This window comes from Paraburkholderia sp. WS6 (assembly GCF_030464835.1).
Classification (GTDB): Bacteria; Pseudomonadota; Gammaproteobacteria; order Burkholderiales; family Burkholderiaceae; genus Paraburkholderia; species Paraburkholderia madseniana.
Map to the genome: position 1 here is coordinate 13,290 of NZ_JALQCK010000037.1, position 24,232 is coordinate 37,521.

Annotated in this window: 26 protein-coding genes and 8 pseudogenes; 11 read left to right on the forward strand and 23 right to left on the reverse strand. The window is 59.5% G+C overall.

What is annotated here, in order from left to right:
* Nucleotides 1-39: 39 nt before the first annotated feature.
* The gene (sufB, locus tag M0D64_RS32850) at nt 40-1,488 is read right to left on the reverse strand and encodes a Fe-S cluster assembly protein SufB (protein WP_266260880.1); all 1,449 of its coding nucleotides are present in this window, start codon (nt 1,486-1,488) and stop codon (nt 40-42) included.
* Nucleotides 1,485-1,991 carry an SUF system Fe-S cluster assembly regulator gene (locus M0D64_RS32855; protein ID WP_266260881.1) on the reverse strand — a complete coding sequence of 169 codons (507 nt, stop codon included), beginning with the start codon at nt 1,989-1,991 and terminating at the stop codon, nt 1,485-1,487. Before M0D64_RS32855 ends, sufB begins: the two co-directional genes overlap by 4 nt.
* 419 nt (nt 1,992-2,410) lie before the next feature.
* Here M0D64_RS32855 and M0D64_RS32860 point away from each other — a divergent pair.
* From M0D64_RS32860 to M0D64_RS32870, 3 pseudogenes are all read left to right on the forward strand, one after another.
* A pseudogene (locus M0D64_RS32860) lies at nt 2,411-2,530 on the forward strand (IS110 family transposase); the annotation flags it as partial.
* Between the two features lie 429 nt (nt 2,531-2,959).
* Nucleotides 2,960-3,193, forward strand: a pseudogene (locus tag M0D64_RS32865) (hypothetical protein); the annotation flags it as partial.
* Nucleotides 3,194-3,596: 403 nt separating this feature from the next.
* A pseudogene (locus tag M0D64_RS32870) lies at nt 3,597-3,781 on the forward strand (integrase core domain-containing protein); the annotation flags it as partial.
* A gap of 149 nt (nt 3,782-3,930) precedes the next feature.
* Here the strand turns inward: M0D64_RS32870 and M0D64_RS32875 are convergent.
* On the reverse strand, nt 3,931-4,458 hold the full coding sequence (locus M0D64_RS32875) for a GNAT family N-acetyltransferase (RefSeq protein ID WP_266260882.1): 528 nt from the start codon (nt 4,456-4,458) through the stop codon (nt 3,931-3,933).
* Nucleotides 4,459-4,785: 327 nt separating this feature from the next.
* Here M0D64_RS32875 and M0D64_RS32880 point away from each other — a divergent pair, with 327 nt between their 5' ends.
* Nucleotides 4,786-5,505, forward strand: coding sequence for an IS6 family transposase (locus tag M0D64_RS32880; RefSeq protein WP_266260883.1), 720 nt, complete (start codon nt 4,786-4,788; stop codon nt 5,503-5,505).
* Nucleotides 5,506-5,582: 77 nt separating this feature from the next.
* Nucleotides 5,583-6,200, forward strand: a pseudogene (locus tag M0D64_RS32885) (IS4 family transposase); the annotation flags it as partial.
* 319 nt (nt 6,201-6,519) lie between these two features.
* Here M0D64_RS32885 and M0D64_RS32890 read toward each other — a convergent pair.
* From M0D64_RS32890 to M0D64_RS32910, 5 genes and pseudogenes are all read right to left on the reverse strand, one after another.
* On the reverse strand, nt 6,520-7,395 hold the full coding sequence (locus tag M0D64_RS32890; RefSeq protein ID WP_266260884.1) for an endonuclease/exonuclease/phosphatase family protein: 876 nt from the start codon (nt 7,393-7,395) through the stop codon (nt 6,520-6,522).
* 148 nt (nt 7,396-7,543) lie between these two features.
* The gene (locus M0D64_RS32895) at nt 7,544-8,167 is read right to left on the reverse strand and encodes an HAD family hydrolase (protein ID WP_266260936.1); all 624 of its coding nucleotides are present in this window, start codon (nt 8,165-8,167) and stop codon (nt 7,544-7,546) included.
* A 104-nt stretch (nt 8,168-8,271) separates the two neighbouring features.
* Nucleotides 8,272-8,469: pseudogene (locus M0D64_RS32900) on the reverse strand (YncE family protein); the annotation flags it as partial.
* 362 nt (nt 8,470-8,831) lie between these two features.
* On the reverse strand, nt 8,832-9,179 hold the full coding sequence (locus tag M0D64_RS32905; protein WP_171925646.1) for an MTH938/NDUFAF3 family protein: 348 nt from the start codon (nt 9,177-9,179) through the stop codon (nt 8,832-8,834).
* Between the two features lie 41 nt (nt 9,180-9,220).
* A complete protein-coding gene (locus M0D64_RS32910) occupies nt 9,221-9,622 on the reverse strand; it encodes a hypothetical protein (RefSeq protein ID WP_233468733.1) in 402 nt (133 codons plus the stop codon).
* A gap of 711 nt (nt 9,623-10,333) precedes the next feature.
* Here M0D64_RS32910 and M0D64_RS32915 point away from each other — a divergent pair.
* Nucleotides 10,334-10,579, forward strand: coding sequence for a hypothetical protein (locus M0D64_RS32915; RefSeq protein WP_266260885.1), 246 nt, complete (start codon nt 10,334-10,336; stop codon nt 10,577-10,579).
* A gap of 101 nt (nt 10,580-10,680) precedes the next feature.
* Entirely contained in the window at nt 10,681-10,839 is a 159-nt protein-coding gene (locus M0D64_RS32920) for a hypothetical protein (RefSeq protein WP_171925647.1), read from the forward strand.
* 565 nt (nt 10,840-11,404) lie between these two features.
* Here M0D64_RS32920 and M0D64_RS32925 read toward each other — a convergent pair.
* Nucleotides 11,405-11,554: a hypothetical protein gene (locus M0D64_RS32925; RefSeq protein ID WP_171925648.1), complete on the reverse strand. Its 150-nt coding sequence runs from the start codon at nt 11,552-11,554 to the stop codon at nt 11,405-11,407.
* Between the two features lie 269 nt (nt 11,555-11,823).
* Here M0D64_RS32925 and M0D64_RS32930 point away from each other — a divergent pair, with 269 nt between their 5' ends.
* On the forward strand, nt 11,824-12,087 hold the full coding sequence (locus M0D64_RS32930; RefSeq protein WP_171925649.1) for a hypothetical protein: 264 nt from the start codon (nt 11,824-11,826) through the stop codon (nt 12,085-12,087).
* Between the two features lie 1,181 nt (nt 12,088-13,268).
* Here M0D64_RS32930 and M0D64_RS32935 read toward each other — a convergent pair.
* The 5 genes and pseudogenes from M0D64_RS32935 to M0D64_RS32955 form a co-directional block, all read right to left on the reverse strand.
* Nucleotides 13,269-13,427, reverse strand: a complete 159-nt coding sequence (locus M0D64_RS32935) for a hypothetical protein (RefSeq protein WP_171925650.1) — start codon at nt 13,425-13,427, stop codon at nt 13,269-13,271.
* 28 nt (nt 13,428-13,455) lie between these two features.
* Complete coding sequence (gene phbB / locus M0D64_RS32940) at nt 13,456-14,199, reverse strand: acetoacetyl-CoA reductase (protein WP_266260886.1); 744 nt, start codon at nt 14,197-14,199, stop codon at nt 13,456-13,458.
* A 156-nt stretch (nt 14,200-14,355) separates the two neighbouring features.
* On the reverse strand, nt 14,356-14,925 hold the full coding sequence (locus M0D64_RS32945; protein WP_266260887.1) for a phasin family protein: 570 nt from the start codon (nt 14,923-14,925) through the stop codon (nt 14,356-14,358).
* 300 nt (nt 14,926-15,225) lie between these two features.
* A complete protein-coding gene (locus M0D64_RS32950; protein ID WP_171925653.1) occupies nt 15,226-15,423 on the reverse strand; it encodes a hypothetical protein in 198 nt (65 codons plus the stop codon).
* A 450-nt stretch (nt 15,424-15,873) separates the two neighbouring features.
* A pseudogene (locus M0D64_RS32955) lies at nt 15,874-16,101 on the reverse strand (nitric oxide dioxygenase); the annotation flags it as partial.
* Nucleotides 16,102-16,313: 212 nt separating this feature from the next.
* Here M0D64_RS32955 and M0D64_RS32960 point away from each other — a divergent pair.
* Complete coding sequence (locus M0D64_RS32960; RefSeq protein WP_266238972.1) at nt 16,314-16,811, forward strand: 2OG-Fe(II) oxygenase; 498 nt, start codon at nt 16,314-16,316, stop codon at nt 16,809-16,811.
* Nucleotides 16,812-17,542: 731 nt separating this feature from the next.
* Here M0D64_RS32960 and M0D64_RS32965 read toward each other — a convergent pair.
* Nucleotides 17,543-18,013 carry a bacterioferritin gene (locus M0D64_RS32965; protein ID WP_266260888.1) on the reverse strand — a complete coding sequence of 157 codons (471 nt, stop codon included), beginning with the start codon at nt 18,011-18,013 and terminating at the stop codon, nt 17,543-17,545.
* A gap of 139 nt (nt 18,014-18,152) precedes the next feature.
* On the opposite strand from M0D64_RS32965, the gene M0D64_RS32970 reads away from it, so the two are divergent.
* Nucleotides 18,153-18,422, forward strand: a complete 270-nt coding sequence (locus M0D64_RS32970) for a hypothetical protein (protein ID WP_266260889.1) — start codon at nt 18,153-18,155, stop codon at nt 18,420-18,422.
* A 491-nt stretch (nt 18,423-18,913) separates the two neighbouring features.
* Here the strand turns inward: M0D64_RS32970 and M0D64_RS32975 are convergent, their stop codons facing one another.
* Nucleotides 18,914-19,177 carry a hypothetical protein gene (locus M0D64_RS32975; protein WP_266260890.1) on the reverse strand — a complete coding sequence of 88 codons (264 nt, stop codon included), beginning with the start codon at nt 19,175-19,177 and terminating at the stop codon, nt 18,914-18,916.
* Between the two features lie 112 nt (nt 19,178-19,289).
* The gene (locus tag M0D64_RS32980; protein WP_266260891.1) at nt 19,290-19,514 is read right to left on the reverse strand and encodes a hypothetical protein; all 225 of its coding nucleotides are present in this window, start codon (nt 19,512-19,514) and stop codon (nt 19,290-19,292) included.
* A gap of 35 nt (nt 19,515-19,549) precedes the next feature.
* On the opposite strand from M0D64_RS32980, the gene M0D64_RS32985 reads away from it, so the two are divergent.
* The gene (locus tag M0D64_RS32985; RefSeq protein ID WP_266260892.1) at nt 19,550-19,753 is read left to right on the forward strand and encodes a hypothetical protein; all 204 of its coding nucleotides are present in this window, start codon (nt 19,550-19,552) and stop codon (nt 19,751-19,753) included.
* A 220-nt stretch (nt 19,754-19,973) separates the two neighbouring features.
* Here M0D64_RS32985 and phaP read toward each other — a convergent pair.
* From phaP to M0D64_RS33015, 6 genes and pseudogenes are all read right to left on the reverse strand, one after another.
* Nucleotides 19,974-20,540 (reverse strand): annotated as a pseudogene (gene phaP / locus M0D64_RS32990) (TIGR01841 family phasin).
* A gap of 241 nt (nt 20,541-20,781) precedes the next feature.
* Nucleotides 20,782-20,979, reverse strand: coding sequence for a hypothetical protein (locus M0D64_RS32995; RefSeq protein ID WP_266260937.1), 198 nt, complete (start codon nt 20,977-20,979; stop codon nt 20,782-20,784).
* 407 nt (nt 20,980-21,386) lie between these two features.
* On the reverse strand, nt 21,387-21,647 hold the full coding sequence (locus M0D64_RS33000) for a hypothetical protein (protein WP_266260893.1): 261 nt from the start codon (nt 21,645-21,647) through the stop codon (nt 21,387-21,389).
* A gap of 849 nt (nt 21,648-22,496) precedes the next feature.
* Nucleotides 22,497-22,937 (reverse strand): SET domain-containing protein, encoded by a 441-nt coding sequence (locus tag M0D64_RS33005; RefSeq protein ID WP_266260894.1) that lies wholly within the window; start codon nt 22,935-22,937, stop codon nt 22,497-22,499.
* A 178-nt stretch (nt 22,938-23,115) separates the two neighbouring features.
* Nucleotides 23,116-23,322 (reverse strand): hypothetical protein, encoded by a 207-nt coding sequence (locus M0D64_RS33010; RefSeq protein WP_266260895.1) that lies wholly within the window; start codon nt 23,320-23,322, stop codon nt 23,116-23,118.
* Nucleotides 23,323-23,524: 202 nt separating this feature from the next.
* Nucleotides 23,525-23,815: pseudogene (locus tag M0D64_RS33015) on the reverse strand (HU family DNA-binding protein); the annotation flags it as partial.
* Between the last annotated feature and the right edge of the window lie 417 nt (nt 23,816-24,232).

Genomic DNA, 24,232 nt, shown 5'->3' on the forward strand with positions numbered 1-24,232 from the left:
CGAATCCCTCGCGAATCGTCGTGGGCGTGGCGTAGACGGTTAGCCCACACTGCCTTCCAGGCTGACGCCGAGCAGCTTCTGCGCCTCGACGGCGAACTCCATCGGCAGTTCCTTGAACACTTCCTTGCAAAAGCCGTTCACGATCATCGACACCGCATCTTCTGGCGACAACCCGCGCTGCCGGCAATAGAACAACTGGTCTTCGCCGATGCGTGATGTCGATGCTTCGTGTTCGACCTTGGCGGTCGGGTTCTTGACCTCGATATAGGGGAACGTGTGTGCGCTGCAACGGTCGCCAAGCAACAGCGAGTCACATTGTGTGTAATTGCGCGCACCTTCGGCCGCACGGCCGACTTTCACGAGGCCGCGATACGCATTCTTTCCGCGGCCCGCTGAAATGCCTTTCGACAGGATCGTGCTGCGCGTATTGCGGCCGAGGTGAACCATCTTCGTCCCGGTATCGGCCTGTTGATAGTGGTTGGTCAGCGCCACCGAATAGAATTCACCGACCGAGTCATCGCCCTGCAGGATCACGCTCGGATACTTCCAGGTGATCGCCGAACCGGTTTCCACCTGAGTCCACGAAATCTTCGAGTTCGCCTCGCGGCAGTCGCCACGCTTGGTTACGAAGTTGTAGATGCCGCCCTTGCCCGACGCATCGCCCGGATACCAGTTCTGCACCGTCGAATAGCGGATCTGTGCCCCTTCCAGCGCGATCAACTCGACCACCGCGGCATGCAGCTGATTTTCGTCGCGCATCGGCGCGGTGCAGCCTTCCAGATAGCTCACGTACGCACCTCTGTCCGCGACGATCAGCGTGCGCTCGAACTGACCCGTGTTCTGCGCGTTGATGCGAAAGTACGTCGACAGCTCCATCGGGCAGCGCACGTCCGGCGGGATATAGCAGAACGAGCCGTCGCTGAACACAGCGGAATTCAGCGCGGCGAAGAAATTATCGGTGTGCGGCACCACTGAGCCGAGATACTTCTGCACCAGTTCGGGATGATGCTGCACGGCGTCCGAGAACGAACAGAACACAATGCCGAGTTCCGCAAGCTTTTCGCGGAACGTCGTCGCCACCGAGACGCTGTCGAATACCGCATCCACCGCAACGCCTGCCAGGAGTTCGCGTTCTTCCAGCGGCACACCCAGCTTTTCGTAAGTACGCAGCAGTTCCGGATCGACTTCATCGAGACTCTTCGGACGATTCCTCTGCGCCATCGGCGCGGAATAATAGACGATGCTCTGATAGTCGATCGGCGGATGCCGGACCGTCGCCCAATGCGGCTCGGTCATCGTGAGCCAGTGCCGATAGGCCGCGAGACGCCATTCGAGCATGAACGCCGGCTCGTTTTTCTTTGCGGAAATGAGCCGGACCACGTCCTCGCTCAACCCGCTCGGCAACGCGTCGGCCGCCAGGTCAGTCACAAAACCATGCTGGTATTCGCGACTGATCAGTTCGTCGAAACCGGTTGTAGATGCGCTCATGCATGGCCTCCGTCAATCGTTTTGTGCGCCAGCGGCGTCGCACCCGCGCGGCGGCTGGGGATGCTGCGCGCACGGATCGCGCTGATATCGACCGCGCGCAAGGTCGGTCCCGCCATGTCCGCCAGCGTGACCTGCCGTAACGCCTCGTAGATCACGCGATTGACCTTCTGCCAGTTGGCGCGCACCGCGCACACCGCCTCCTGGATGCACAAGCCAGGCCGCGTGCTGCATTCGGTGATCCCGATCGGGCCGTCGACCGCGGCGATCACCTCCGCCAGCGTGATCCGCTCGGGCGGCCGCGGCAGGAGGTAACCGCCGTTCGTCCCGCGCAGCGACTCCACCACACCGCCCCGCGTCAGAACTTTCAGCACCTTTGACACCGTAGGCATCGCGACGCCGGTCGCCGCTGCAATGCTGCTTGCGCTATGGACGGCGCCCGGGTCGCGCGCCATCGCGGTCATGATCACCGTGCCATAGTCCGCAAGTTTGCTCATGCGCAACATCGGAATACCTCCCGTTTTAATCAGGACCTATTTGGTCCTGATTAGACCGAAATCGAATCGGCACGTATGCAGTGAAGGACACCGTCCTGCGTGGGGATTCCTGGCCACGTCGCCAACTGCTTCCCGTTTCCGGAGAAGCATTTCGATGTACGACGGGTACGTTGATTTCATTCTAGACCTGTCTGCAAGACCTTGTCAGTCTATGGGTCTTCGTGACGGACGGCTCTGGAGAGACACGCTCCATCGCCCGCGAATACCCACTCGCCCGTCCAGACGCCAATTGTTTGACACCTTAAATATCGACCAAATTAAAGGCCAGAATCCGCGCGCGGAACGGGCATGCGTATCGTCTGTATCGGGGGAGGACCAGCTTGGCTGTAGTTTGAGCTGTTGACGAACGCGTATCGTGACTTAACCCCAAGAGCCGAGGTCATCGCCGGGCTGTGGTCGCCGTGGCCCGCAAACTTGCCGTCATTCTGCACAAGCCGTGGGTCGACGGCTCCGACTTCCGCTGGGGATCGATGGAAGCGACGGCATGATGCAAACCGCTCACCAAAACTGAACGTTACTGGAAGCGTCCGAAGCGTGGGCGATGGTCTGGAAGCAGCCGCAACTGACTGCCGCGCCCCGGGCGCGCCCTGGAGCGAGGCTCCCCATTCCTGTCCGACCAATGCGTGCAGCGTGCCGTTGCGCCTACGGGCCGACTGCGGAAAGAAGCGTGACCCGCGCCCAAGACGTTTCCAAAGCCAATCCACCGGAGATCGGCCCTTGGCATCAACGCCGTAATGGCAGCGAAAACTCTGCTGGATAACGCTTTAGCCAGGCGTAACAGCGGCTCAACGGCGTCGCGGGTTTACGCCGACTAGGCGAGGTGCCGGGTGCGTCCGAAACTCGTGGCGTCGACCGGCATCGAGCGCAACCAAATAAGCCCCGATTCTGTCCCCACATAGCAGGAACCGGAGATCTCCATGCAGCGAATGGTCGAATATCGTGGATTCGAAATTCACGTTGAGTTGGTATCCACGTCTAAGGACATGTTCGACGTCTGGTTTCGTATCGAAGGCACCACCAAACCTCCGGGCGTCGCGGCAATCGGCGAGCGCATAAAAGTTCGTGGTGGGCCGTTCTCTCGTCGCTGGGCTTATCTTGTTGCAGAGATAGTCGGCCAGGCTGCTATCGATGTAATTCTCGGCGTTACTGAAGAGAGGCTGATCGCAGAGCAGTCTGATGCTCGCGGCGAGCTCGTCGCGCGTCTTGGCTCTAATGCATTCGTAGCGGCCCGCGATTCCTCGAAAAAAACCTCGGTGGAGATGGACATGGCGAAAGGCAAAGAAGTATTCGCGTCTCATAAGGGCTTCGTGATTCGTGTCCTTGCGGTTCCCGAATACTCTCCACACCCTCCGGGTGTGCCTTTCGGGTACGTTGGGTACGTCGCTCGTCCCGAAGCAGACATTCGCGTGGCCGGGCAAAGGATGAACTTTTCTCACCCTGTAGCCGAGTATCTGTCGGCCGAAGCGGCGGAACAGGCTGGCTTTGTTGAAGGGCGATCGATCATTGATGGCATCCATCCCGACGGACTTACTACGGACGGCCTTTAATGAGTGGCTGGCCGAGAGCTTCGTGAAAACCATGAGGCGGGATTACGTTTCGTGGATGCCCAAGCCGGATGCCCGACGACGCTGCAAAATCTGGCCATCGCGTTCGACCATTACAACGAGTCGCCTCCACACAGCGCATTGAAATATCATTCGCCACGCGAGTTTCGCCAGCGAGCTAATTCACCAACCTAAACGTGACTGTGTGTCCGGTCATGCAGGGGCAAGTCCATACCACTTGGCCGCGTCCCGCTCCTGGCCCGAACCGGGACGGTTGCGACAAGCAGTAGCCGACCTTTTCCGGCGTCAGAACACAAACAGCTCCGTTGTTCACGGTCGTGAGTCTATTGTCCGCATCCCGGGGGCGCGATGTCTCGTGGCACGAAACCACAACGCTCGAAGAGCCGTTCCGAGGGCCCGTTCCCCACGGTGATCATCGCGCGACACGCGCTATGGCCAGCAATGACAAGGTTCCTCAGGGATGCCTTGACCAGGCGGCGTGCGATGCCATTTCCCTGCATTGAGGGCCTGGTCGCCTCGATCGCGATAAGCGGGCAGTCGTACGGTTCGTAACCAGTAACAACGCAGGCCGACAGCAATTCGCCATCACGCTCGACAACCGATGATGCGGCGAGGATGCAATCGCCATAGAGACCTTCGAAAAGCGCGTTTGCTTTTGCGCGGTAGTCCGCTTCGGTTTGCTGAAGGTCATCGGTCGTGCCCTTAAAGGCTGTAAAAAACAACGCCCCGAGTTGCACTGCGTCGTCTGTCCTGACCATCCGCACGTCATCACCTCCTCGAGCGAATTCGTCGAACCTGGTCAACTCAATACGCCACATCCTGCTCTCTCGTCGCTGCGGTTTTTGATCCATGAGTGGCTGCCCTTCGAAAATCGTTGCCCTGATTCACACAGACTCGTTTCAATTATGGCAGGGGCATCCCGGTGTGCGATGCGTGGCATGCTGGAAACTCTGTTACCAAACGGGACGATTTACGGTAGGGTCGAGCAGGCAAGCTCGTGCATCGGACGGTCTCAGATAGACGCCGAAGCACCACGCGAACCCTAACCTACCCGAGCGCCCGGGAAATTACGCGGAAATTCGACCGGCGACCTGCGGAAGGTAACTGTTGTGGCTGTGGTGCAAATAGCGATCAACGAATCGGTTAGAGTGTCGGCCTGACCGATTTGAGGGCCCGCGATGAGCAAGCTGAAGAGTCTGGACGGGCTGTTCGCCGGCCGTCACTTTGACCGTGACGTGATCATTCTTTGTGTGCGCTGGTATCTGCGCTACAAGCTCAGCCGGCGCGATCTCGTCGAGATGATGGCTGAGCGAGGGTTGTCACTTGCCCACACGACGATCCTGCGTTGGGTGCAGCGCTATACGCCCGAGTTCGTCAAGCGCTGGAAGCGTTTCGCAACACCTGCGGGACGGTCGTGGCGGGTTGACGGGACGTACCTGAAGATCCGTGGCAAATGGGTTTATCTATATCGGGCGGTGGATCGGGTCGGCCAGACGGTAGACTTCATGCTCAGGGCAAAGCGCGATGTGGCTGCGGCAAAATCCTTTTTCAGCAAGGCAATCAAACATCAGGGCCGGTCACCAGCGACGGTCACGCTCGATGGGTATGCCGCCTCGCATCGGGCCGTGCGTGAGATGAAGACTGGTGGCCTGCTGCCCGAGGACACGGAGGTGCGGTCTTCGAAGTACCTCAATAATTTGATCGAACAGGACCATCGTCACATCAAGTCCAGAACGAACATGATGCTCGGGTTCAAACGTTTCAGGAGTGCCGCGACCACGATTTCAGGCATCGAGTTGATACATCGCATTCGCAAGAGGCAGTTCGACCTCTCCGCTTTCGCGCTCGAGGACATCGCTGCACCCTCCGCCTGGAATCTTGTTCTGTTCAATCGATAAGGTGTCCATATCTATAAGATACATCTCGGCTACGCCACCTATTTGCACCAGATCCAGGCAAACTTCCTCAGCGCACAGCGCGGCTGACGTTGCGTTGTGCGAGCGTGCGACTGCGCTCTCCAAGGGTGCGCGCGAGCCGCCGCAGCCTGCCTGAGGTCGACGTCTTTGCGATTCACGCCATTGAAGATAATCCCCCGCACGGCGTTGAACCGCTTGAATGGATGCTGCTGAGTTCGGTGCCCACAACCTCGCTTGATGAAGTTCTCGAACGGCTGGCCTGGTACGCGCGGCGCTGGACCATCGAGACGTGGCACCTTGTGCTCAAAAGCGGCTGCCGCATCGAGGCGCGCCAGTTCGGCACGCTCGACCGGTTTTTGAGAGCTACTGCTCTGTTTGCCGTCATCGCGTGGCACATCCTGTATGCAACACTGCTCGCGCGAACCGATACGGAGCTGTGCTGCGAAGTATTGCTGCAACCGGTTCAATGGCAGGCGCTGTATTGCCACACCCACCGAACGACGCAACTGCCAGAGCAGGTTCCAACGCTGCAGCAAACCATATTGTGGATAGGCATGCTCGGCGGCTACCTGAATCGCAAGCATGACCGGCCACCAGGACCGACCGTCATATGGCGCGGATTTCTCGTCCTGCACGAAATTACGAAGATGTATCAACTCTTCAGGCAAAGCGGATAGCATGCCCAGTAAAACTGTGGGTAAACCTGAGCCTTTCAATGGGTGACAGTTTTACTTGCGAAGTTGTGACAGATTTATTTTGGTCTACGGGTTTTGCCCTCGGTGGCGCGCTGCTTCTTTTAGCGACCGGCGTGGCGGCATGGCCTGGAAGGGAAGCCGCCGTGAAGTCGGCTAAGGCGAAAAATCGGCTTCAGGCGGCGAGAGCCGCGCGGGCGACGGGATCCGAATCTGGTGTAATGAAGGCTCGTGGGAATGACGGGCACAAGGGTGATAACGGATGAGTGGGAAATTCGTGGCCAAAGCAGATTGAGCTTGTGGATCAGCGCAAATCGAGCCACAGCGGCTGATGATCGGATGAGCGGCTATTCTGGTCCACGTCGCAATCTGCGATGCGCGGCTTCAGATCCTCGGTGACAAAAATAAAATCGCATGCGAACGGCCCGTCGGGCCATTGCAAGTGATCGTACAGACCGACCGTCGCGGCGCGCGCGGCGCCCGGGTGCGCGCAGCAGGTCCACGCGTCGGCGAAGGCGGGCGCGCCGGCAATCGGCTCGAGCATTCGGCAATAAGCAGAATCCCCGAACGCGCTGTTGAAATCGCCGCATACGATTGCGCTCATCGGGCGCGCGGTGTCGGCGAACGGACCGTTCAGCTTTTCCGCTTTGGCCGGACGGCGGGCATGGTCGCACGCTTCCTTGTGCAATTCGTGCAGCCTCGTCACTTGCGCCAGCCGTTGTGCTTCGGAGTAGAACTCAAGATGCGTGCTGATGACACGCAACGGACCGACATCGGTTTCGATCACCGCTTCGAGCGCGACACGCAGCATCGACGGCTTGGCGGGGTCGGCCAGCCACGGCAGCGAATGACGCAGCACCTGCCTGACAGGCAACCTGCTCACGATGGCATTGCCGAACTGACGCCGATCTCGCGCGGCCCCGACAGGCGGAAGATCGGAGCCGATCGCATCGATCACGCTCGCTTGCGGCAGCAACCCGGCGAGCTCGGCGAACTGATCGGCTGACGGGCCACCTGCCAGTCCGCCCCGCGCCGGTCCCGCATGAAATCCGCGCGTGACTTCCTGAAGACAAAGAATGTCGAAATCGCACAGCGCCCGTGCTTCGCGCACGATGCGAGCTAGGTCGACGCGGCCATCCACACCGCGTCCCCACTGAATGTTCCAGTTGACGAGACGCATGACGTTCTCCCTTTTAAAGCTATGTTCCCAGTTTAGCGCCGCGGCGTCGGGCCGATAAGCCTGCGCATACCGAAGAAAGGGGGGCCTCAAGAACGGACTTTTTTGTACGTTAAGGGGGAATGCCGGGACTAATACGCTGCGCTTCCCGCTATGCATCGATGGGAGGCATTTCACCGTGGCCGCGCAGCCATGCATGGTCGGCAAGCGCGAGCATTTCCCGGTCACCTTGACTATCGCCATAGGCATAGAGCACTCGAGGCTGATCGCCGCGGAACCATTGTTGCAGTCTCCGCACTTTTTCCGGTCCCCAGCAATTCGGGGAAGCCAGGTGACCAGAAAAACGGTCGTCATGAAATTCGAGCTCGGTTGCCAGTACCGCGTCGAATCCCGCAGCCGTAGCCCAGCCCTTCAGGTAGAGCGCAGGCGACGCGCTGACCAGCACGAGTTGATGGCCACGGCGCTTATGCTCCTGGACTCGCGCGGCCATTTCAGGCCGAATGAGCTTCGGCAATCTCTGAGCCACGTATTGCTGCGCCGCGTCTTCCAGTTTGCGCCGGGTCATGGCGCCGATCGTCGCGGCAAGAAAATGCGCCTTCGCGGTGCCTCGGTCGCACGTGTCGATCAGCATGCCAGCCATCCAAGGCGCCGCGTAAATCGCGCCATAGATCAATCGCGGACTGCCGACCGTGTAATGCACAAAATCACGGAGGCTGTCGGACGTGGTGATGGTGCCGTCGAAATCAAAGGCGGCAACGACCCGATCGCGCGACAGTGTTCGATCGGGGTCTGAGCGCGATGGAATCTGCAGTGAAGGCAACGGCGTACCGCTTTGGCCTCCTTGCGAGAGGGCTCTTGCACGACGTCGCGAGTCGCCGGCTAACGCATATTCCCGGTGTTGTCCCGCGAATAACGCCCGGGCTGCGGCCAGACTGTGAGTCCGTGCGGCTCCATCCCAACCGGAATGGACTTGACCGCGCCGGTCGTCGTGTCGATCGCGTAGACCACGTCGTCGAACCGGCCGGACAGCCACAACGTCTTGCCATCCGCGCTGACGTTGGCTATAACGGGGCTGCCCGCCACCCTGCTGCAAAAGCGCCGAGACAAGGTCGCCCGCCAGGCGCTTCGCGACAAGGCGTTCTGGCGACCTGTGGCGTTTCAGTCGGGCTGTCGGCCAAACGATGAGAGCCACCCGGGGCGCACTGAAGCGACTCCACTTTCCGCTCGAGGCGATCCTCATCAGCGGGCGCTGGTGCGTCGCGTACGTGAACTGGCGATGGAAGGCGAGCAGCATACGGCGCTTCTTGCTGTTGAGGACTGGCCCAACGTCGACGGATCGGATTTCGAGACGGCTGACCGCGTGACCCGTGATGGACGGGCTCGCCTGACATGCTAAATGCTGCTCAGTTTCAATGTAAATTCACACGGCGCCAAATGACCTAGCACGTGACATGCAGAATCGCGTTGGTCTCGTCGGCATGCTCCTTCAGTCTGGCGATGGCTTCTGCCGTCGGCAGGATAACCAGTTCGACTTGCCGACGCTCGGCCTCGTGCTTCACCTCTTCCATCACCGGTAACGCTCCCGTGCCGGTGCCAATTACCAGCCGCCGGCATTTCCAGGGGATGTCCTCCGCCACTGACAGCGGTGTGTGCCCAAAGGTCTCACGGAACGCCTTGGATGGCTTCTTCTTGCGTTTGCGAACCTGCCCGTGGTCGATCACCACGTCATGCTGGTAGGTGACGCCATCAATACGGATGCAACCAAAGGAAAATGCTTCGAAGCGCATGCCCATCTCCGCCGCTTTCGTGCGGGTAGCCACTCATTGCATCAAGACCCAACAGAGTGGTCGTCCAACACAATCATTATAGGTTGGACGCAGCGCTGCGCGGAATGTGTCCCGTTGGCGTCACCAGGGGTAAGCAAGCGCGTCGTGAAGCGCCGACAGATGGCTTGGCTTCCGGTTGTCAATCCCGAAAACTCGTCGTTGGTGATGCTGTTGCTCGTTTTTGGCAGTCCGTCGTCGACACGCAGGCGCGGCGTGCGGCCGAACTCTCGGGCGATCACGGGGTCTTCCGGCAGCGGCTGCGCTGGATCGAGCCAGCCAAGCCGAACTCCTGGGCAACGCGCCTCACAGCGGTGCGCTTCCTGCGGCCCATCAGCCGGAAGCGCGATGTCGCGGTCGGAATCGCCTTGCTGCATGTGGACAAGGACCTGGCGGTCCTCAAACAATTTGAACCTCCGGTTGGCCCTGGGAGCCCCCTTCAAAAGAGCGAAGCGTACCCGGCGCGGAAAGTTCGAACCGCGTCCTGCTACAAGGCGCAGGTGACGCCTCTACGTCGATCGTCGGGTGGTGCCATTACGGCGATCATCGACTGGCTCATTACGCCGTTCCTGTGCTGGCACCTATGCGCCGATCATCAAGTGGCTCCTTCTTCCATACGGCGATCCGTGACAACTGTGCGTTGGCGGCTAGTTTGTCAAAACGGCCCCAAATGACTCGAACCTGTTCTGACATGCCTTCCTCGATTCGTGGTTGAGAGCGAATACGAATATGAGCCTTCCGCGTGACCTCGCAACGCGCAGTTCAGCTACGCAGCGCGCATCCGGGCGACGTCAAGCCGCGGGCGCGGTGAAAAGTCAGTTGTCGTCTGATCGGACTGGCGGGCGCTCATGCGGGACCGGCTCGTCTTTATCTGCGTCCGGTGCAGATGACTCGGTCTGCGGCGCCGCGCCAGGGAGCGGCTTGTCTCGCGTCGCAGGTGGCTCGGCAGGTCTTGTGGCGGGGTCTGACGGCATCTCGTTCTCCCGATGACTGGGGAAAATCCCCACCACTACACTAGCACTGAACATCCGGCGTGGCTTGCGTGCGGAACTCCTGGACTACCAGCCGCACATTGGTGCCAGATGCTACGATGGCTGAAAATCGCTGCGGAGGTCTCAATGCAAAACCCCGCCCTGTTCCACGTGCTTCTTGACCACCTCGAGGCGAACGGCACCCAGCCTATCGATCTTCAGCGGTTCGTCGACCGGTGGCCCCGACTTCGATCGCACGACGCGTTTCCGTGCCCGGTCTGCTACCTCGCCGGCGAGGAGCAGCCGCTCGCAGCATTGCCGACGCAAGGTAACTTCGAGCCATTCAAATGCCCAGGTTGCCGGACGCAGTTCGACGTACCAATCGACGGGTAACACCACGTGTTCCGAAATGAAAGGGACAACGCAAAACGCCGGTTTCCACGAGCGCATCGCCTAAAATGCAAGCATGCTGGCGACCTGGCAAGGAGGCTGCCATGGCCGGGTCGATGACGGGGGTGCTGTTTGGGATGATCGCGCTGATCATGGCTGCGATATTGGTAGCAGAGCACTACAGACACGCACACCACAGCAATCAGCAATTCCGCTCGCTGGACCCGCATCCCATGCGGGACTGGCTGCACCATAAGCGTTGATGGCGCAGCCAGAGTTGAAAGCCCCGCTGAAGGCGGGGCGACCTGGCCAAACTGCATCACTCGCAGCGGGTTTCCCAATGGTGATGCGTCTTCACCTCGTGGCATACCCGATGATGATCATCGTGGTCGTCTGCTTATGCCGATGCAATAGTGCCGAGGGTAGGGGTATGAACAAGGTACGCGGACTATAAACTCCCCGGAGTCTGGCGGCTTCTTCTGCGAGGATCCAGGAGCGAACTCTCCAACAAAAACCGTAGGTGCAGCGGAATGGGGCCCGTTGAGGGGCGTTGAGGTCATCAACCTGAACAACACGACCACTGTCTGCTGGTAGGCGCGATCAGCCACAGCCCTGTTGCGGGCGTGGCATTGCCGGTGGCGATCCACCTAGGCCGTATGGCGGTAGAGATTGTTACGTGAAACGCGCCCAGAGCGGGTGCGGTACGATGGTATGGCATCAACGGAGGCGAACATGGCATGGGACTTTCAACCGACTACGGCGTCAGACCTAGGGCAACGCCTGTCCGAGTTGCGGTCGCAAGCGCTTGCGGCTGTGCACGGTCAGTATTCAGGCGATCTCTGCGGGAAAGTGCTTGACCTGATCGACCATGCTGAGCGGCTTCTTGTGCTTGATGCCTTCGATGAAGAAGCAATTGCCATTTCTAGACGGCTTCTCGACGACGGGAACCCTCGCCTCGCGTTGGAGAAGCTTGCTCATGTAATCGAGCCGCGTCTTTTAAGGCAATCACCTTGATGGTGGATTGGTCAGGCCAAGATATTCCCTGATAGCCCACCCGACCCGCTGGAACTATTTCAGCGGGCGTGACGGTCCGTCTGGAAACGATGAGGATTGTCAGATCGCTTCGCGTCTCGACATTTGCGAATCGGTTCGGGCAGGCGGGCCGTCAACGCAGCGGACACCGCCTGCGTTGACGATCTGACTGGCATAGAATTGCGGCGCCCCAAGACCGCGAATCGAGTGCATCAATGAAAAGAATCTATGCCTATAAAGGCTTCGAGATCGCGGTGGACCTTGAAACGGTGTGGGAAACGTCCGGAAACGTCACGTTGGTGCCACCACGCGGCTTTATAGCTGTTGTACATATTCGAACGGCGGGATCTACTCGCCCGATGGTTGCGCCGATACGCCTGACGGCAGATCAGCAGCAGCCCTTCACGACGGAAGCCGACGCGCTGATGGCAGGGTTCAGCGCCGGACAGCGGGTCGTAGATGACACGCTCGCGCCGTGAATGTACCCGGCCCGGCGTGTGGTCGCTGTCAGTCTCTGAACGTCGGTAGACGTTCCCGCGTTGACGACCTGACAAGCGTTGGAATTTCATATGGGAAGCGGGCGATGCTGGACTCCACCTCACCGATTCATCGTCCGCGAAACCGTCACCGTCGGGACCGGGTCCAGCGACAACAGTCGTGATGGTCCAGGTTGCTGAGTTACTGAGCACGCCGATGTTCGCGACGATAGTGACTGACTACAGCGGTCGCTGCGAACACTAGCGCGAACGTACTGATCACAATCCCGATTCACGATTCGCCCATCGCAGTCTCCTTCATTACGTCCGATCCGCGGTTGCCGACCGGTTGCCTTCATTGCAGGGCTGATTTCCTGCCCGCGCAGTCCATTCTCATCGAACGAACCGCGTCACAGCGGTGCGCGGACATCGCTTAACGAATTCTCGCTACAGCGTTCAGGACGGCGCGGCCCTGTAGTGTGATGCTTGGTCGCCGCTGCCCTGACGCCAGCAGTTCAAAGATTACCTGTCGAAAAAGTCGCTGACCGTCTCTCTCACGAGATTCTCAGGGGTCCTTACCCTTCACCGACGTTCGCGAGCGGTTTATAGGTTGATCTGAGAGGTCGATTTTTTCATCGGCGGACTGAAAACGCCGTGCAGCGACTTTTTCAACAGCATCTGAAGAATTCCGGACATTCGGAGGTGTGCATTCCGCGATCAGCCACCGGCGGCTCCTGGCCGAGCCCGGAAGTTCGATGTCGAACCGATTTGGTCGGACCCAGCCTGCGTCGAACTTCCACAGTCGGCCCCGGCATGTGGAAGCATCCGGAGAACTGAAATCGTCCGTTTCTTACATCGCCTTGCACCCACAAGAGTGCGTCCATGCCGGGCGCACAAAAAAAGCCAAGGCGGTGAAGCCTTGGCTCAGGGGGTTCTGCTGGTTGAGAGGACCAGCAGAATCCGAGGGTGGCCACCGCGCCTGAGAGCGCGGCAGCCCGGTCACAAGATATCGCCGTTTCATCGTCGCGCGAATCGATGTTTACCGCCATGGCGTACGAAACGGCGGCAACCATCGCATAGGTGTTGCCAGTGCACGTTTGCTGATGGAACTCAGGTGCCCATCCATTCAGGCAACGATGCGATCACCCTCGATACCGCAACAACAGGATAGCGAGCGCAGTAGTTCAATGCCGGGCGTTGCTCCAGTGCGGCCAGTAGTGGTGGTGATCCAGCTGTCTGAGCCGTTTCCGACGCAATTGCTCCCGGTAATAGTGAGCGGCGACGAACACGGGTGCCATCGCCAGCACGAACGAACCCACAACGATTGCCACTGCTTCACTCATCGCAACCTCCATAGCAGAACTATCGGCTTCACTGCAGGTGTTGCCCCCCGTTGATTGCAATGTTGGCACCGGTCACGAAACCCGCTTCGCGCGAGCACAGGTACAGCACGAGTGCGGCGACTTCGTCGGGCTCTCCGAGCCGGCCGACCGGAATCTGCGGAATGATCTTCGTCTCGCGGATGTCCTCGGGCACCGCCATCACCATCTTCGTCGCGATATAGCCGGGCGAAATGGTGTTGACGGTGACGCCCTTCTTCGCCACCTCAAGCGCCAGCGATTTCGTGAAACCATGCATGCCGGCCTTGGCCGCCGCATAGTTGGTCTGGCCGAAGCCGCCCTTGGAGCCGATGATCGACGACACGTTGATGATGCGGCCCCAGCCACGCTCGACCATGCTGTCGCACACCGGCTTCGTCATGTTGAACACCGAATCGAGGTTGGTCCGGATTACCGCGTCCCAATTGATCTTGTCGAGCTTCCTGAAGCTGGCGTCGCGCGTGATGCCGGCGTTGTTGATCAGGATGTCGACCGCTCCGACTTCAGCTTTGATATGCGCCGCGCATCTTTCGCACGAGTCGTAGTCGGCGACGTCGACTGCGTACGCGCGGAATTGTCGTCCCTGTGCTTCCATCCGTGCGAGCCACTCGTTCGCACCGGTGTTGCCCGGCGAACAGGTAACCACGACCGCATAGCCGGCGTCATGCAGCTTGATGCTGATCGCTTCGCCAAGTCCGCCCATTCCACCCGTCACCACCGCGATCTGCTTTGCCATCGAATCGTCCTCATAAAAGCTGGCGTCATGCTCATCTGGAGCAACACTGCCTTCAGTCCATGAATTGGATGTACCGGAAGGCGGGATCCCCTATCCATAAGGAATCCTTTATATATTACAGAAACCATACCGCGGGCATCGCTGCCCGCGCCAGTTCTAACGCTTCGCGCCCGCTGCTACGGGAGCCTGTCCGGAGTTGCTTCGCACGGCCTTTGACGCTGAAGCTGTGAGTGCATCAAAATTACTCCCGGCAACCTGCACGGCCTGTTGTCCCGTTTTCTGCAGCGTTTCGTACAGGGTCGTGGTGGCGGCGATCGCTGATTTCCACGCAGCGATCGCGGCTTCAGAACCTGCGGGACCATGCTTCGCCGCTTCCTCGACGAGTGTCTGCACGCGATCGTTATACCGATCGTAGTGCGCCTGTGCGAATTGCGTGACTTCAGCCTGAGTGGTCGACGCGATGTCGAACACTTGCCGGCTGTATGACAGCGATTTTTCCGCGAAGGGTCCGGTGAAACCTGCTTGCAGCGCGAACCACTGCTGCGGGTCTGTCGTGCCAGGCACCTTCGTCACGTTCTCCTGCGCCTCGGCGAGCGTGGACCTGACGACCTGCAGGTTCAGCGCGACCAGTTTCTCGATGCCTTCAAAGACCTTTCCGGTCAACCCGAAGAACGCGTCGAGGTTGGCCTTCGCGGCGGCGACTTGCTCGGGACTCGATAGAATCATTGTTGAATTCCTCAAAATCCGGTCCGGCGCGCGAAACCCCGATCGAACGGATGTGTTGCGGCGGATCGTCATGATGGATAAATCGAAGTGCAAGGACGCCTGCCAGGCAGCATGCGTCGCAAGGACTTCGGTCGGTCGTTACATCAACAGGCACTACAACTTAAACCCCAACTGCGACGCTTCGTTCATGACTGTTGCTTCGGCGCGCTCGCCGTATGGTGCAGCGGCACTTGTGTCGCACATGGGGGACAGCAAACGCTGCGATTTCATTCAGGGCCGTGAGATGGACGCCACAGATGTCTAGCGCATCCGGCCGACGGCCTTGAGAATGGAATCGCCGTCGTTTGTGACCTGGGGACGTGGGTGTCCTGACGCGAGGTTTTCCAGTGAGATGAGTTGCTGCTCGAACAGAGTGCCGAGCTCGGCGCGGTCCAATCCAATCTGGTCTGGCGCGTCCTTGATGAGCATTAAGGCGGCGAATTCATGGGGACTCAGCATATCGTCTCCTCGATTTAGTCTGTCTGCGCGGGGAGTATTAATTACCCGCTCCAGCGTGCATGCCCGGCAAATATTCCTGCCGCCCCTCCGTAAAGCGATCATTCGAAAAATAGAATCACGGAGACGCCATCATAACCGCTCAATTGTTAAATGCAATATACGGGATACTTTTTATGGGCACAACCATTTTGTCTGATGAATATTTATGTATATTGCATGACAGCGCGGCGTCGTCCACAACGCCACCGCCGATCCCAGTGGATGCCCGGCTGGCAAGGCCCATGGACTGATCCGGACTACACCCCAATGTTTGAATCAATGACTCAAGTAATGATGCCAGTCCATTTGGCTTCATTGGATGAGTTTATAGTTGAATATTGTATTTATGGGCTAACGTCCATTTGAAGCGGTTATCCTTAGCTCGACATTGCGAAATATTTACTACAGCGAAAGGATCGAATTCTTGATCAGATTGACGTCGACGAAACCCGCGTGATCGTAGTCACGGCCCTGCGTATCCTGGGGCAGCGGCTCGTTGTAAAACACCACCAGATGAAAATTGGCATGCGCCGCAGCGCCCTCACGCAGCCGGTCACGCATCGCATGCACGCTGCAATTGCGGGCGCCGTGTACGAATACCACCTGCCTCTGCGGATCCTGTATTGCCTTCTTGAGCACAAGCCCCCTTGCCGATACCCGCCTCGGGCGGCCGTTCGAATTTCCACCCAGCACCTTCGTTCGAAGGAACAAGCAGTGACCCGATCACACTCGCTGGCGCGTTTCGATGCACCCGGAGATGAACAGCATCGACGTATCGTGGATGCCATTCGTGACCATGGCTGGTCGGAGCAGGACAATTTTTTCCACCGAATTTGACGCTCGCGCTGGCGTTGGAATGTGCAGCTCTTGCGACGGCCGGGACGCTCACATTGGCGCTTGTCGGCCAGGGCGCGACACGTTCGCTTCAGCCCGATGTGCGCGGCGACCGGATTCAGTGGCTGGAGGCGGGCCAGTCCGAAGCCCGTGACCAGTATCTCGCGATCATGGAAATGCTGCGTATTGCGTTGAATCGCGGGCTCTTTCTGGGACTCGAAGAATACGAAAGCCACTTCGCATACTACGCCCCGGGCGCTTCGTATCAGCGACACCGCGATCGATTTCGCGATGACGATAGCCGCACGGTTTCCGTCATCGTCTATCTGAATGCGGACTGGCTGCCTGAGGACGGCGGCGCGTTGCGGCTACATCCAGAGGGCTTGAGCACGCAGGACATCTTGCCAGTCGGCAGCCGGATCGCAGTGTTTCTATCCGCCGACATGCTGCATGAAGTATTGCCTGCGACGCGCGATCGCATGTCGCTCACGGGATGGTTTAGACGCCGATCATGATCTTCCAGGCCGTTCCGGGGACCTGATCGTTTCGGCGCTTGACGCCGGTCGCGCAAATTCAATGAATTGGCAGACACGAAATAATTTTCGTCAGGGGCAGCACCGTGCGCGTAAGCGAGTCAAATACAACTCGAAGTTTTAAGTATGGCTCCGCCGCCCAGATGGACGACCATGGTCCGACAAGATACCTGTATGACATTCAGACGGTCGACTTCTCGCATGTTCAATGTCACCAGTGCTGTTGGACACATGGCCGACTCCGAAATCTCGCAACAGGCCGCCTAGCATGCCAGCGTTCAAAAACCCGACATTTCTATTTGGCTGCCGCTACGACATTCAAGAATGGCCTCGACACCAACAGAGTTGATTATCGGAGATTATGTTCGTAGCCGGGCTACTTCGGGTGACACGCATCGCCTGTGCGCTCGGCACGGACCTACAGGGCCACCTCGCCACAGTGCTCTTTCGTCCCCGCTCCCGATCCCTCCGGCGCACTGCGCCACTCGACGGTGACACCAGAAGTCATTCCGTTGCAACCGTAGCAGCGAGGTTTCGCAACCTCTTCCGCCGATAGAAAATACGGCGGCTTCTGCCCTCGGAAAAACCCTGACTGACCGTCTCAGGGCGTGAAACGGCCAGCTCCCAGTCAGCAATTTGGCCCACGACCGCTATTCAATATCGCAACGAAGGGGGCGTCGAAGGTGGTACGCCGCTTGAAAGTTTGGGAAGTCTTAGGTGTCAGGCACAGCGTCCCGTGATTTCGCGACTGCGCCCGGACGCCGCAGCATCTTGTCGACCTCCCCAGCATGCAGCTCTTCTACATGGATCAGCTGCCGCGCATATTCTTCGAGCGCGACCGATTGATCCTGCACCAGTTCCAACAGGTCGCGGTAAAGGCTCAGCGCAACTTTCTCGGCTTCCAGCGATTCGCGGAGGATGGAGCCAATGTCAAACGTGTGGGAATCGAGTAACGGCCCAATTTCGAGGGATGGGTACGCCCCTAGCGTTGTAATCCATTCGCCGGCCTGCTGCGCATGAAGCAGTGACTCGTCGGCCTGCTCTCTTAGCCAGGAAACGATCGGAATGCGGCCGAACCCGAATACGAGGAATGAATAGTGTGTGTAACGAACAACGCCGGCAAGTTCTGACTCGAGGATCTGGTTTAGCACCTCGACGACCCTCTTCTGATCGAGCTCGGACATGTTTCCCTCCACATGCGCGCAAAGATTTGGCTGGGGATGCGGCCAGCACCTTTCATAGTGCGCCTCACGGGTTAAACCGATCAAGCAGACTACTTTCTGCGGCGCAACATGCAGTGAAGAGCAACGCCGTGGAGAAGCAATGCAGGGTTCACTGGTCACGCCCGCGCTCGTTCCTCTCGACACGCTGAGGGAGCAGATCGCACAGGCCGTCGCCGCAGCGAAGGCCTATGACGTCCCCGGACGCGTGTGTCAGCTGGGGATTCAGCAGGCCGTCGAGGAGGGCGATGCGGAGGACGAAATCTGGAAGGAGTCGCCGCTCCGCCAACACAACGGTTTGGGCTATTGGGCCGCTGTGAATTTGGGGCCTGTCCTCAATGCCTGCCAGCCCGTCTGCGGCTCCTTCCGCTGATCGCTTACCTGCTCGATGCCGCCTTTCAACACCGCTTCACAAAAGGCCAGACGGGCTCGGTAGTAATCTGCGTGCATCTGCGCGTCAAGGATGCGTTGTTCAGCCTGGAAGAGTTCCAGACGCAATTCCCGCAACGCTTTTTCGGCCTGCTTCTCCGGAGTAAGTGCGTTGCGTACAGCCCAGCTGGCTATCCACCGCAGCATGATGAACTCCTCTCATCGTCAGGTGACATTCCGCCGGCTTCAAATCGGACTTTCATGCCGGGGGCGCAAAACGCCGCTGTCCCGACCACTTCTTCATACAGCCACTGGTGAGTCAGCGCTATCAATAATCAGGGAGTACCTGTGCGTCACACTGCGCGGTAGATCACGTTGTTGCGAAAAAATTTCCCACCGCCCATGCAACCGGCTTTTCCGCGTCTGCGGCGAGATCATATGGATACACCGTAACATGCACCTGGAGCAGCCACACATCACTTGTGCGTGGTGACGTCACTCCCTCGAGATGACGCGTGAGCAATCGACGAACGTATGCGCGCGCCCCTCTGCGTAACGCACTGCCTCGTCACTGGACAAAAATTCAACCGACTCGGCAAAACGTGCAATCACGTTTGCCTGGATGAAGGGCTCCCGCTTATACACGTACCACGCGACTGCGTAACGCCGCTCGGCACCGTTGAACGACACGGATTGATTCTCCGTTACCTCGACGTAAACGCCGTGCCCCCGATACGGTTCGCAAGAATGGCCGTACATATTTCCTCCCCAGCGTCTGCGCACTGGACAAGTTAGGCGGTGCAACAAGCATTCCAGGACGTTCGTTCTTTAGAGAATGCGCGCCTCGTGCTGCCCGCAACGAGGAGAGGACTTACGCGCCATGATCGGTCGGATAAGGGGGCTGAACAAAGTACGCGCTTATCCTCTGCCTTATGCGCTGCAGCACATAATCATGAACCTTGTTCAGCCCCCCCTGCTGCGGCGTATTTGCGCGCATTCTCACCGGGCCGCCAGCGCGACAATCTGGATGCTCCTGAACGCGGGGCAGCACTGATTCACCTGCGCCGGAGAGCCGGCTTACGGATAGTTCCTTCATGTTAGGACTCCTCGAAAAACCCGAGAGAAACCTTCATGGCCAGCCACAATTTCTCGTACAACGAGGTCAACTACAGCGTTTACGTGACCCAACAAAAGGACGGCAGGTGGGACTGGACATACACGTTGACCAAACCGCCCATCTACTGGAAAAACCCGGAGAAGCCTGCGGGAACTCCGGAGCAGGCGATCGAAGAGGCTCGTTTCGACGCGGAGCGCTGCATCGACGCGATGAAATAGGCCGTTGGATATCGCCCGTACCATCGGGCATGGCTCCAATTCGGCCGCTTCTGCCGCTAGTATCGTGTTGTCGGTTCGTCGACGCGGGGGAGGCGTGTCGCGCCGCACTCATATGGAGAGCGACGACACCCGCCCAGGAATCATTCAGCGGAGCCGATGTCAATCGGCGTCCTTAGCATGACGTTGCGCACAGACGCGGGCGTGCAGCCCGCGTCAGGCGTTACCGCTTCGCGCCAGCCGACGCCTGCCCAGCGGTGCGTCGGGCGGCCTTCGAGGCCGCGGCCGTCGCAGTCTCAAAGTTGCTTTCGGCGAGTTGTACCGCTTGCCGGCCTGTTTTCTGCAGCGTTTCGACCAGTGTACTGGTGGTAGTAATCGCCGACTTCCACGCCGCGATGGCGGCTTCGGAGCCCGCCGGCGCGTTCCTGGCGGTGTCCTCGACGAGCGCCTGCACGCCGCCGTTGTACGCCTCGTAGTACGTCTGCGCAATGCGCACACATTCGGCCTGCGTAGACGAGACGATCTCGAGCACCTGACGACTGTACGATTGCGCTTTTTCCGCCATCGGCGTGGCGATGGCGGCCTGCAGCGCGAACCACTCATGCGGCCCGTTGGCGGAAAGCGCTTTCAGCGTGTGCTCCCCGGTTTCCGCCAGGGTCGACCTGATCGCTGTCAGATGCAGCGCTGCGAGCTTCCCCGTGCCCTCAACAAACTAACTGGTCAGCTCGGAGAGAATGCCGAGGTTGGCGCGCTGGGCCGCAGCGACTTGTTCGGGTGTCAACAGACTCATCATGAAGCTCCTGAATGGCGATCCGACACAGGATCCGGAGACGGGCCGGCAGGATCGCGGGAATAGATCAACCACAGTGTGCGCATCGCGTGCAAGGCCGACCTCGCAAGGCCTCCAGACGGCCCCGCCATCTTCCGCACAACCGCTGAAGCAAGGCTTTCTCGCAGCACCGCTTTGTCCGGACAGGCTCAAACCGACGCCACTGCCTCTGCCCAGGCAGCACGACAGGTGCGGCAGTGGTTCAGCTGATCCGGGCGACGGCCTGGAGAATGGAATTCCCGTCACAGGTGACGGAAAAGCGCTCTCCTCCGGACGCCAGTGTTTCCAGCGCGACGAGTTGGTGCTCCAGCAAGGCGTCCAGCTCCGCGCGATCCAGTCCGGCCGGATCGGAGGCGTCCTTGACAAGCATCAAGGTAGCGAATTCATGGGGGCTCAGCATGTGCGTCTCCCAAGTGAACAGGGTCAACGGCGCCGGAACGGGATGAATGCCCACTGTCACGCAGACGGCGCGAGCCGGATTCGGCAAATCAAACAGTTTCAAGTGCGAGTCTGCTGGATGGCTGGGCGTATTCCGCCATCCTCGAATTCTCATCTTAGTAATTTTTTTGACTTTTTGTCAGACGATTGTGCGTCAGCACGCAAATTCAGCTCCGGGACGTCAATGGCTCCCTAGAGGGGGGCGCTCAGACTCAGACCGGAAGATCTGATCATGTGACGGAGCGTCGCAATGGGTTGCGGTGCACGCGCCCGTACAGACAGGTGAAAGCGGTGCTGCGCCAGACGTGATGCCGTCACAGCTGAACCGCGTTGACGCCCGGGCTGCCGGTCAATCCCGTTTCGCTGACGTTACTTTGCCCTGTGGGACCAGTACAGTGCATCGTCCTGCCGGTCGAAGACGAAGGATTTCATCAACATCTGCTGCGCCGGGTCGAGCTGGTCGAATTCAAGCCCATGCGTCGTCAGGGCGCCGGGCGCGGTGCTTTTCTGTACGGTGCGGATGATAGCGCTGGTTTCGCTCTGCGCGTCGAGGTCCGTCGACAGAAGCCGGTACGCCACGCGCAGACGATCTCCGACCTGCCCCAGCGCCCACGACGTCGCGAGTGACATGCTAGGGCGCGCTGCTGTCTTGCGCGAGCCTCAGACCTTCGTAGGTATCGCCCGACGGGTCGATTCCGTAGCAGGGGTGGCTTCAGAAAACGGAATTTAAACCACGCTAAGCCGATTTCATACCGCGGGCTGAGAACGCGAGCAGATCTACGCCGGGTTGAATCGATGCGGGGAAAAGGCTGACTCGGAGCGCAAACGAAAGCAACATCATTCGGCCAACGCACTGGCCTTTTGTCGTAAGTAGGCGCGCGTTGGCTGGATGCGTCATCGGGTCTGGTGGATGGCGTCAAGCACATCGGCTAGCCTACCGACACGGGACTCAATGCCAGTCGCGCGTCCGCGCGACGCTCACGAAAACAGTGGCAAAGATTCGACGACGGTCTGGCGCCGACGCCGCGGAGTTGTGGATCGACTTGTTCGCATTCCGGCTTTCTCGCTGGCCGAGCCGAGACGCTCGTTGAGATCGGACAGGGCTTTGCAGACAGACGTGCGAGCGGGCATCCCAGACAATGCCAGTTCAAGCCGGTCCATCAGTTCTGGCAGACCTGCTTCCCCTGCCCTCTTTCGCGCGTACTTCCGCTTCTGCATAAGGCCGCTCCCCTGTATCTGTCGACGACACGCGTTGGCGTCGACGTCACCACAAATCGTCAAGATCCAGCGACATCTGTTTCTTCGGGTTTGCGCCGGGAGTACCGCCAGATGCATCTCCCTTTGGCAGCGGTGATTTCAGCACATCGAGATGAAAAACCACCGCCCCCCCGATCCGGACAAAACCATCATTCGCCTGCTTCGGGACGAGTCCGCTTTGCGGGAGAGCAACGCTGCATTCTCCCTCCTGCGCCGCCCTGTTCACGCTGCGTCCGCCAGCATCGACTGACGGCAGCCCGATGCCGCACACCGGCAGGCGTACTGGGCCCGAACCTCTTCACTCGCAGGATCGTCAATCGCCAGTAGATATTCAATGAACAGTTCTTCGCCCGGCTCGATTGCCCGCAGCGCATGAATGAAAATCCTTCCACTATCCTCGACGGTTTCGCAGTTGGGTGCGCACGCGTGATTGAGCCAGCGCGCGCTGTTGCCGTCACGGCTGCCGTCGATCACACGCCCATCCGACAGCCCGAAAAGAAACGTATGGCCTTCGACACCTTCGCGCTGGTGACGGCGCACCGCATTGCGCCACGACGTGATTTGACCTTTGTACTGCAGCACGCGCTCGCCCGCCACGAGCGGTTTTATTGCGAACACGCCCCTGCCGTGAACTGATGACCGCCGGACGATCACACGCCTCATGGGGTTCCCTCGACTGTTATGCGCGTCAGTATAGAAGAGGCATAAATCCGCATCCACACTGACGCGAATGCGTCATCCGCGTCAAGGTTATGGCAACCGTACTGCATTGCAACAGGAAGTTCAGTTTGGCGCAATCAGCCTGAGGCTCGAAGCCCAGTCGTCTGAACGCAGTGCCGAACTAGAAAAGCTGATTACCCAGCTCACGCAAGCTGACCCACTTCACCGTGCTCACGAAGGTCCTGCCCGTCGTATCAAGTGACTCAATCATCGCGCGTTGCCCGCGGGCTTCCGCAATGACGCGCACGATGCGCGTCCGGTAGCGCAGTAACGCACCGATCGTTGGGCACGAGGTTTCGCGCCGGGTCCGCGATCGTTTCTTTTCCATACGGCTGTCTATATAGATATGCAGCGAATCGCAGGGACCGCGGTACATCGCGGCATCTCGCCACCGATGCTACCAGGCCGACTTGCCCAGGTCCAGGCTCCATGCGCATTCACGTCCACTCCCTGTCGCCGCCCAACGGTAGGGGCGACGTGGCCGGCTGGGTACGGCCGGGAGGAACCCGGCCGATGGCTTGTGCCTGGTCTCAGCCGCCGTTCACCGCATCCTTGAATGCCTTGCCCGCCGTGAACTTGACGGTCTTCGCCGCAGGGATCTGGATCTCGGCGCCGGTCGCCGGGTTGCGGCCGACCCGCGCGGCGCGCGCGCCCGTCGAAAACGAGCCGAAGCCGATTAACTGCACGGTGTCGCCCTTCGTGACGGCCGCCGTGATGGTGGCGATCAGCGCATCGAGCGTGTCAGCGGCGACCGCCTTGGTTGCGCCGGTCTTCGCGGCGACTGCATCCACCAGTTCCTGCTTGTTCATCGTTTTTTCCTCGTTGAGTGAATGATGATGGCGTCACCCTACCCGATCGGCACGCCTCCGCGCAATCGGCACGCGACGACACGGGTTTCACGCCCCCGGCCCACACCGATGCCGGCCCGTCTTCTCCTGTCGTCTCGGCGCGTGCCTGTTGAACCGCCTGATGAAATGGCACACGCAAGGTCAGGGACGCTGACCGCGAAAGGTCAACGGCCCGGGTTCTGCCCGGGAGGCCCGGCATTCCCCGGGGATCGGCCGGCCGCGACCATCGACTACGCCTCGGTCTGCCCCATGCCTTCTGTTGCGTGCGCCCGCGTCCCTCGCAGCTCCGGTTACTCCCGTCAATCCGGCGGCGCATCTTTCCGAAATAAGGGCCAGTGTCCTCAAATGAAGGGTATGATAGCTCTGACTATGCGGGCCTTCATTTGCAGT

Excerpts from the sequence above, each read along its gene's own strand:
- sufB (WP_266260880.1), bottom strand. The coding sequence starts at position 1,488 with ATGAGCGCATCTACAACCGGTTTCGACGAACTGATCAGTCGCGAATAC.
- M0D64_RS32855 (WP_266260881.1), bottom strand. The coding sequence starts at position 1,991 with ATGTTGCGCATGAGCAAACTTGCGGACTATGGCACGGTGATCATGACC.
- M0D64_RS32875 (WP_266260882.1), bottom strand. The coding sequence starts at position 4,458 with ATGGATCAAAAACCGCAGCGACGAGAGAGCAGGATGTGGCGTATTGAG.
- M0D64_RS32880 (WP_266260883.1), top strand. The coding sequence starts at position 4,786 with ATGAGCAAGCTGAAGAGTCTGGACGGGCTGTTCGCCGGCCGTCACTTT.
- M0D64_RS32890 (WP_266260884.1), bottom strand. The coding sequence starts at position 7,395 with ATGCGTCTCGTCAACTGGAACATTCAGTGGGGACGCGGTGTGGATGGC.
- M0D64_RS32905 (WP_171925646.1), bottom strand. The coding sequence starts at position 9,179 with ATGCGCTTCGAAGCATTTTCCTTTGGTTGCATCCGTATTGATGGCGTC.
- M0D64_RS32915 (WP_266260885.1), top strand. The coding sequence starts at position 10,334 with ATGCAAAACCCCGCCCTGTTCCACGTGCTTCTTGACCACCTCGAGGCG.
- M0D64_RS32920 (WP_171925647.1), top strand. The coding sequence starts at position 10,681 with ATGGCCGGGTCGATGACGGGGGTGCTGTTTGGGATGATCGCGCTGATC.
- M0D64_RS32925 (WP_171925648.1), bottom strand. The coding sequence starts at position 11,554 with ATGAGCAAGCTTCTCCAACGCGAGGCGAGGGTTCCCGTCGTCGAGAAG.
- M0D64_RS32930 (WP_171925649.1), top strand. The coding sequence starts at position 11,824 with ATGAAAAGAATCTATGCCTATAAAGGCTTCGAGATCGCGGTGGACCTT.
- M0D64_RS32935 (WP_171925650.1), bottom strand. The coding sequence starts at position 13,427 with ATGAGTGAAGCAGTGGCAATCGTTGTGGGTTCGTTCGTGCTGGCGATG.
- phbB (WP_266260886.1), bottom strand. The coding sequence starts at position 14,199 with ATGGCAAAGCAGATCGCGGTGGTGACGGGTGGAATGGGCGGACTTGGC.
- M0D64_RS32945 (WP_266260887.1), bottom strand. The coding sequence starts at position 14,925 with ATGATTCTATCGAGTCCCGAGCAAGTCGCCGCCGCGAAGGCCAACCTC.
- M0D64_RS32950 (WP_171925653.1), bottom strand. The coding sequence starts at position 15,423 with ATGCTGAGTCCCCATGAATTCGCCGCCTTAATGCTCATCAAGGACGCG.
- M0D64_RS32965 (WP_266260888.1), bottom strand. The coding sequence starts at position 18,013 with ATGTCCGAGCTCGATCAGAAGAGGGTCGTCGAGGTGCTAAACCAGATC.
- M0D64_RS32970 (WP_266260889.1), top strand. The coding sequence starts at position 18,153 with ATGCAGGGTTCACTGGTCACGCCCGCGCTCGTTCCTCTCGACACGCTG.
- M0D64_RS32975 (WP_266260890.1), bottom strand. The coding sequence starts at position 19,177 with ATGTACGGCCATTCTTGCGAACCGTATCGGGGGCACGGCGTTTACGTC.
- M0D64_RS32980 (WP_266260891.1), bottom strand. The coding sequence starts at position 19,514 with ATGAAGGAACTATCCGTAAGCCGGCTCTCCGGCGCAGGTGAATCAGTG.
- M0D64_RS32985 (WP_266260892.1), top strand. The coding sequence starts at position 19,550 with ATGGCCAGCCACAATTTCTCGTACAACGAGGTCAACTACAGCGTTTAC.
- M0D64_RS32995 (WP_266260937.1), bottom strand. The coding sequence starts at position 20,979 with ATGCTGAGCCCCCATGAATTCGCTACCTTGATGCTTGTCAAGGACGCC.
- M0D64_RS33000 (WP_266260893.1), bottom strand. The coding sequence starts at position 21,647 with ATGTCACTCGCGACGTCGTGGGCGCTGGGGCAGGTCGGAGATCGTCTG.
- M0D64_RS33005 (WP_266260894.1), bottom strand. The coding sequence starts at position 22,937 with ATGAGGCGTGTGATCGTCCGGCGGTCATCAGTTCACGGCAGGGGCGTG.
- M0D64_RS33010 (WP_266260895.1), bottom strand. The coding sequence starts at position 23,322 with ATGGAAAAGAAACGATCGCGGACCCGGCGCGAAACCTCGTGCCCAACG.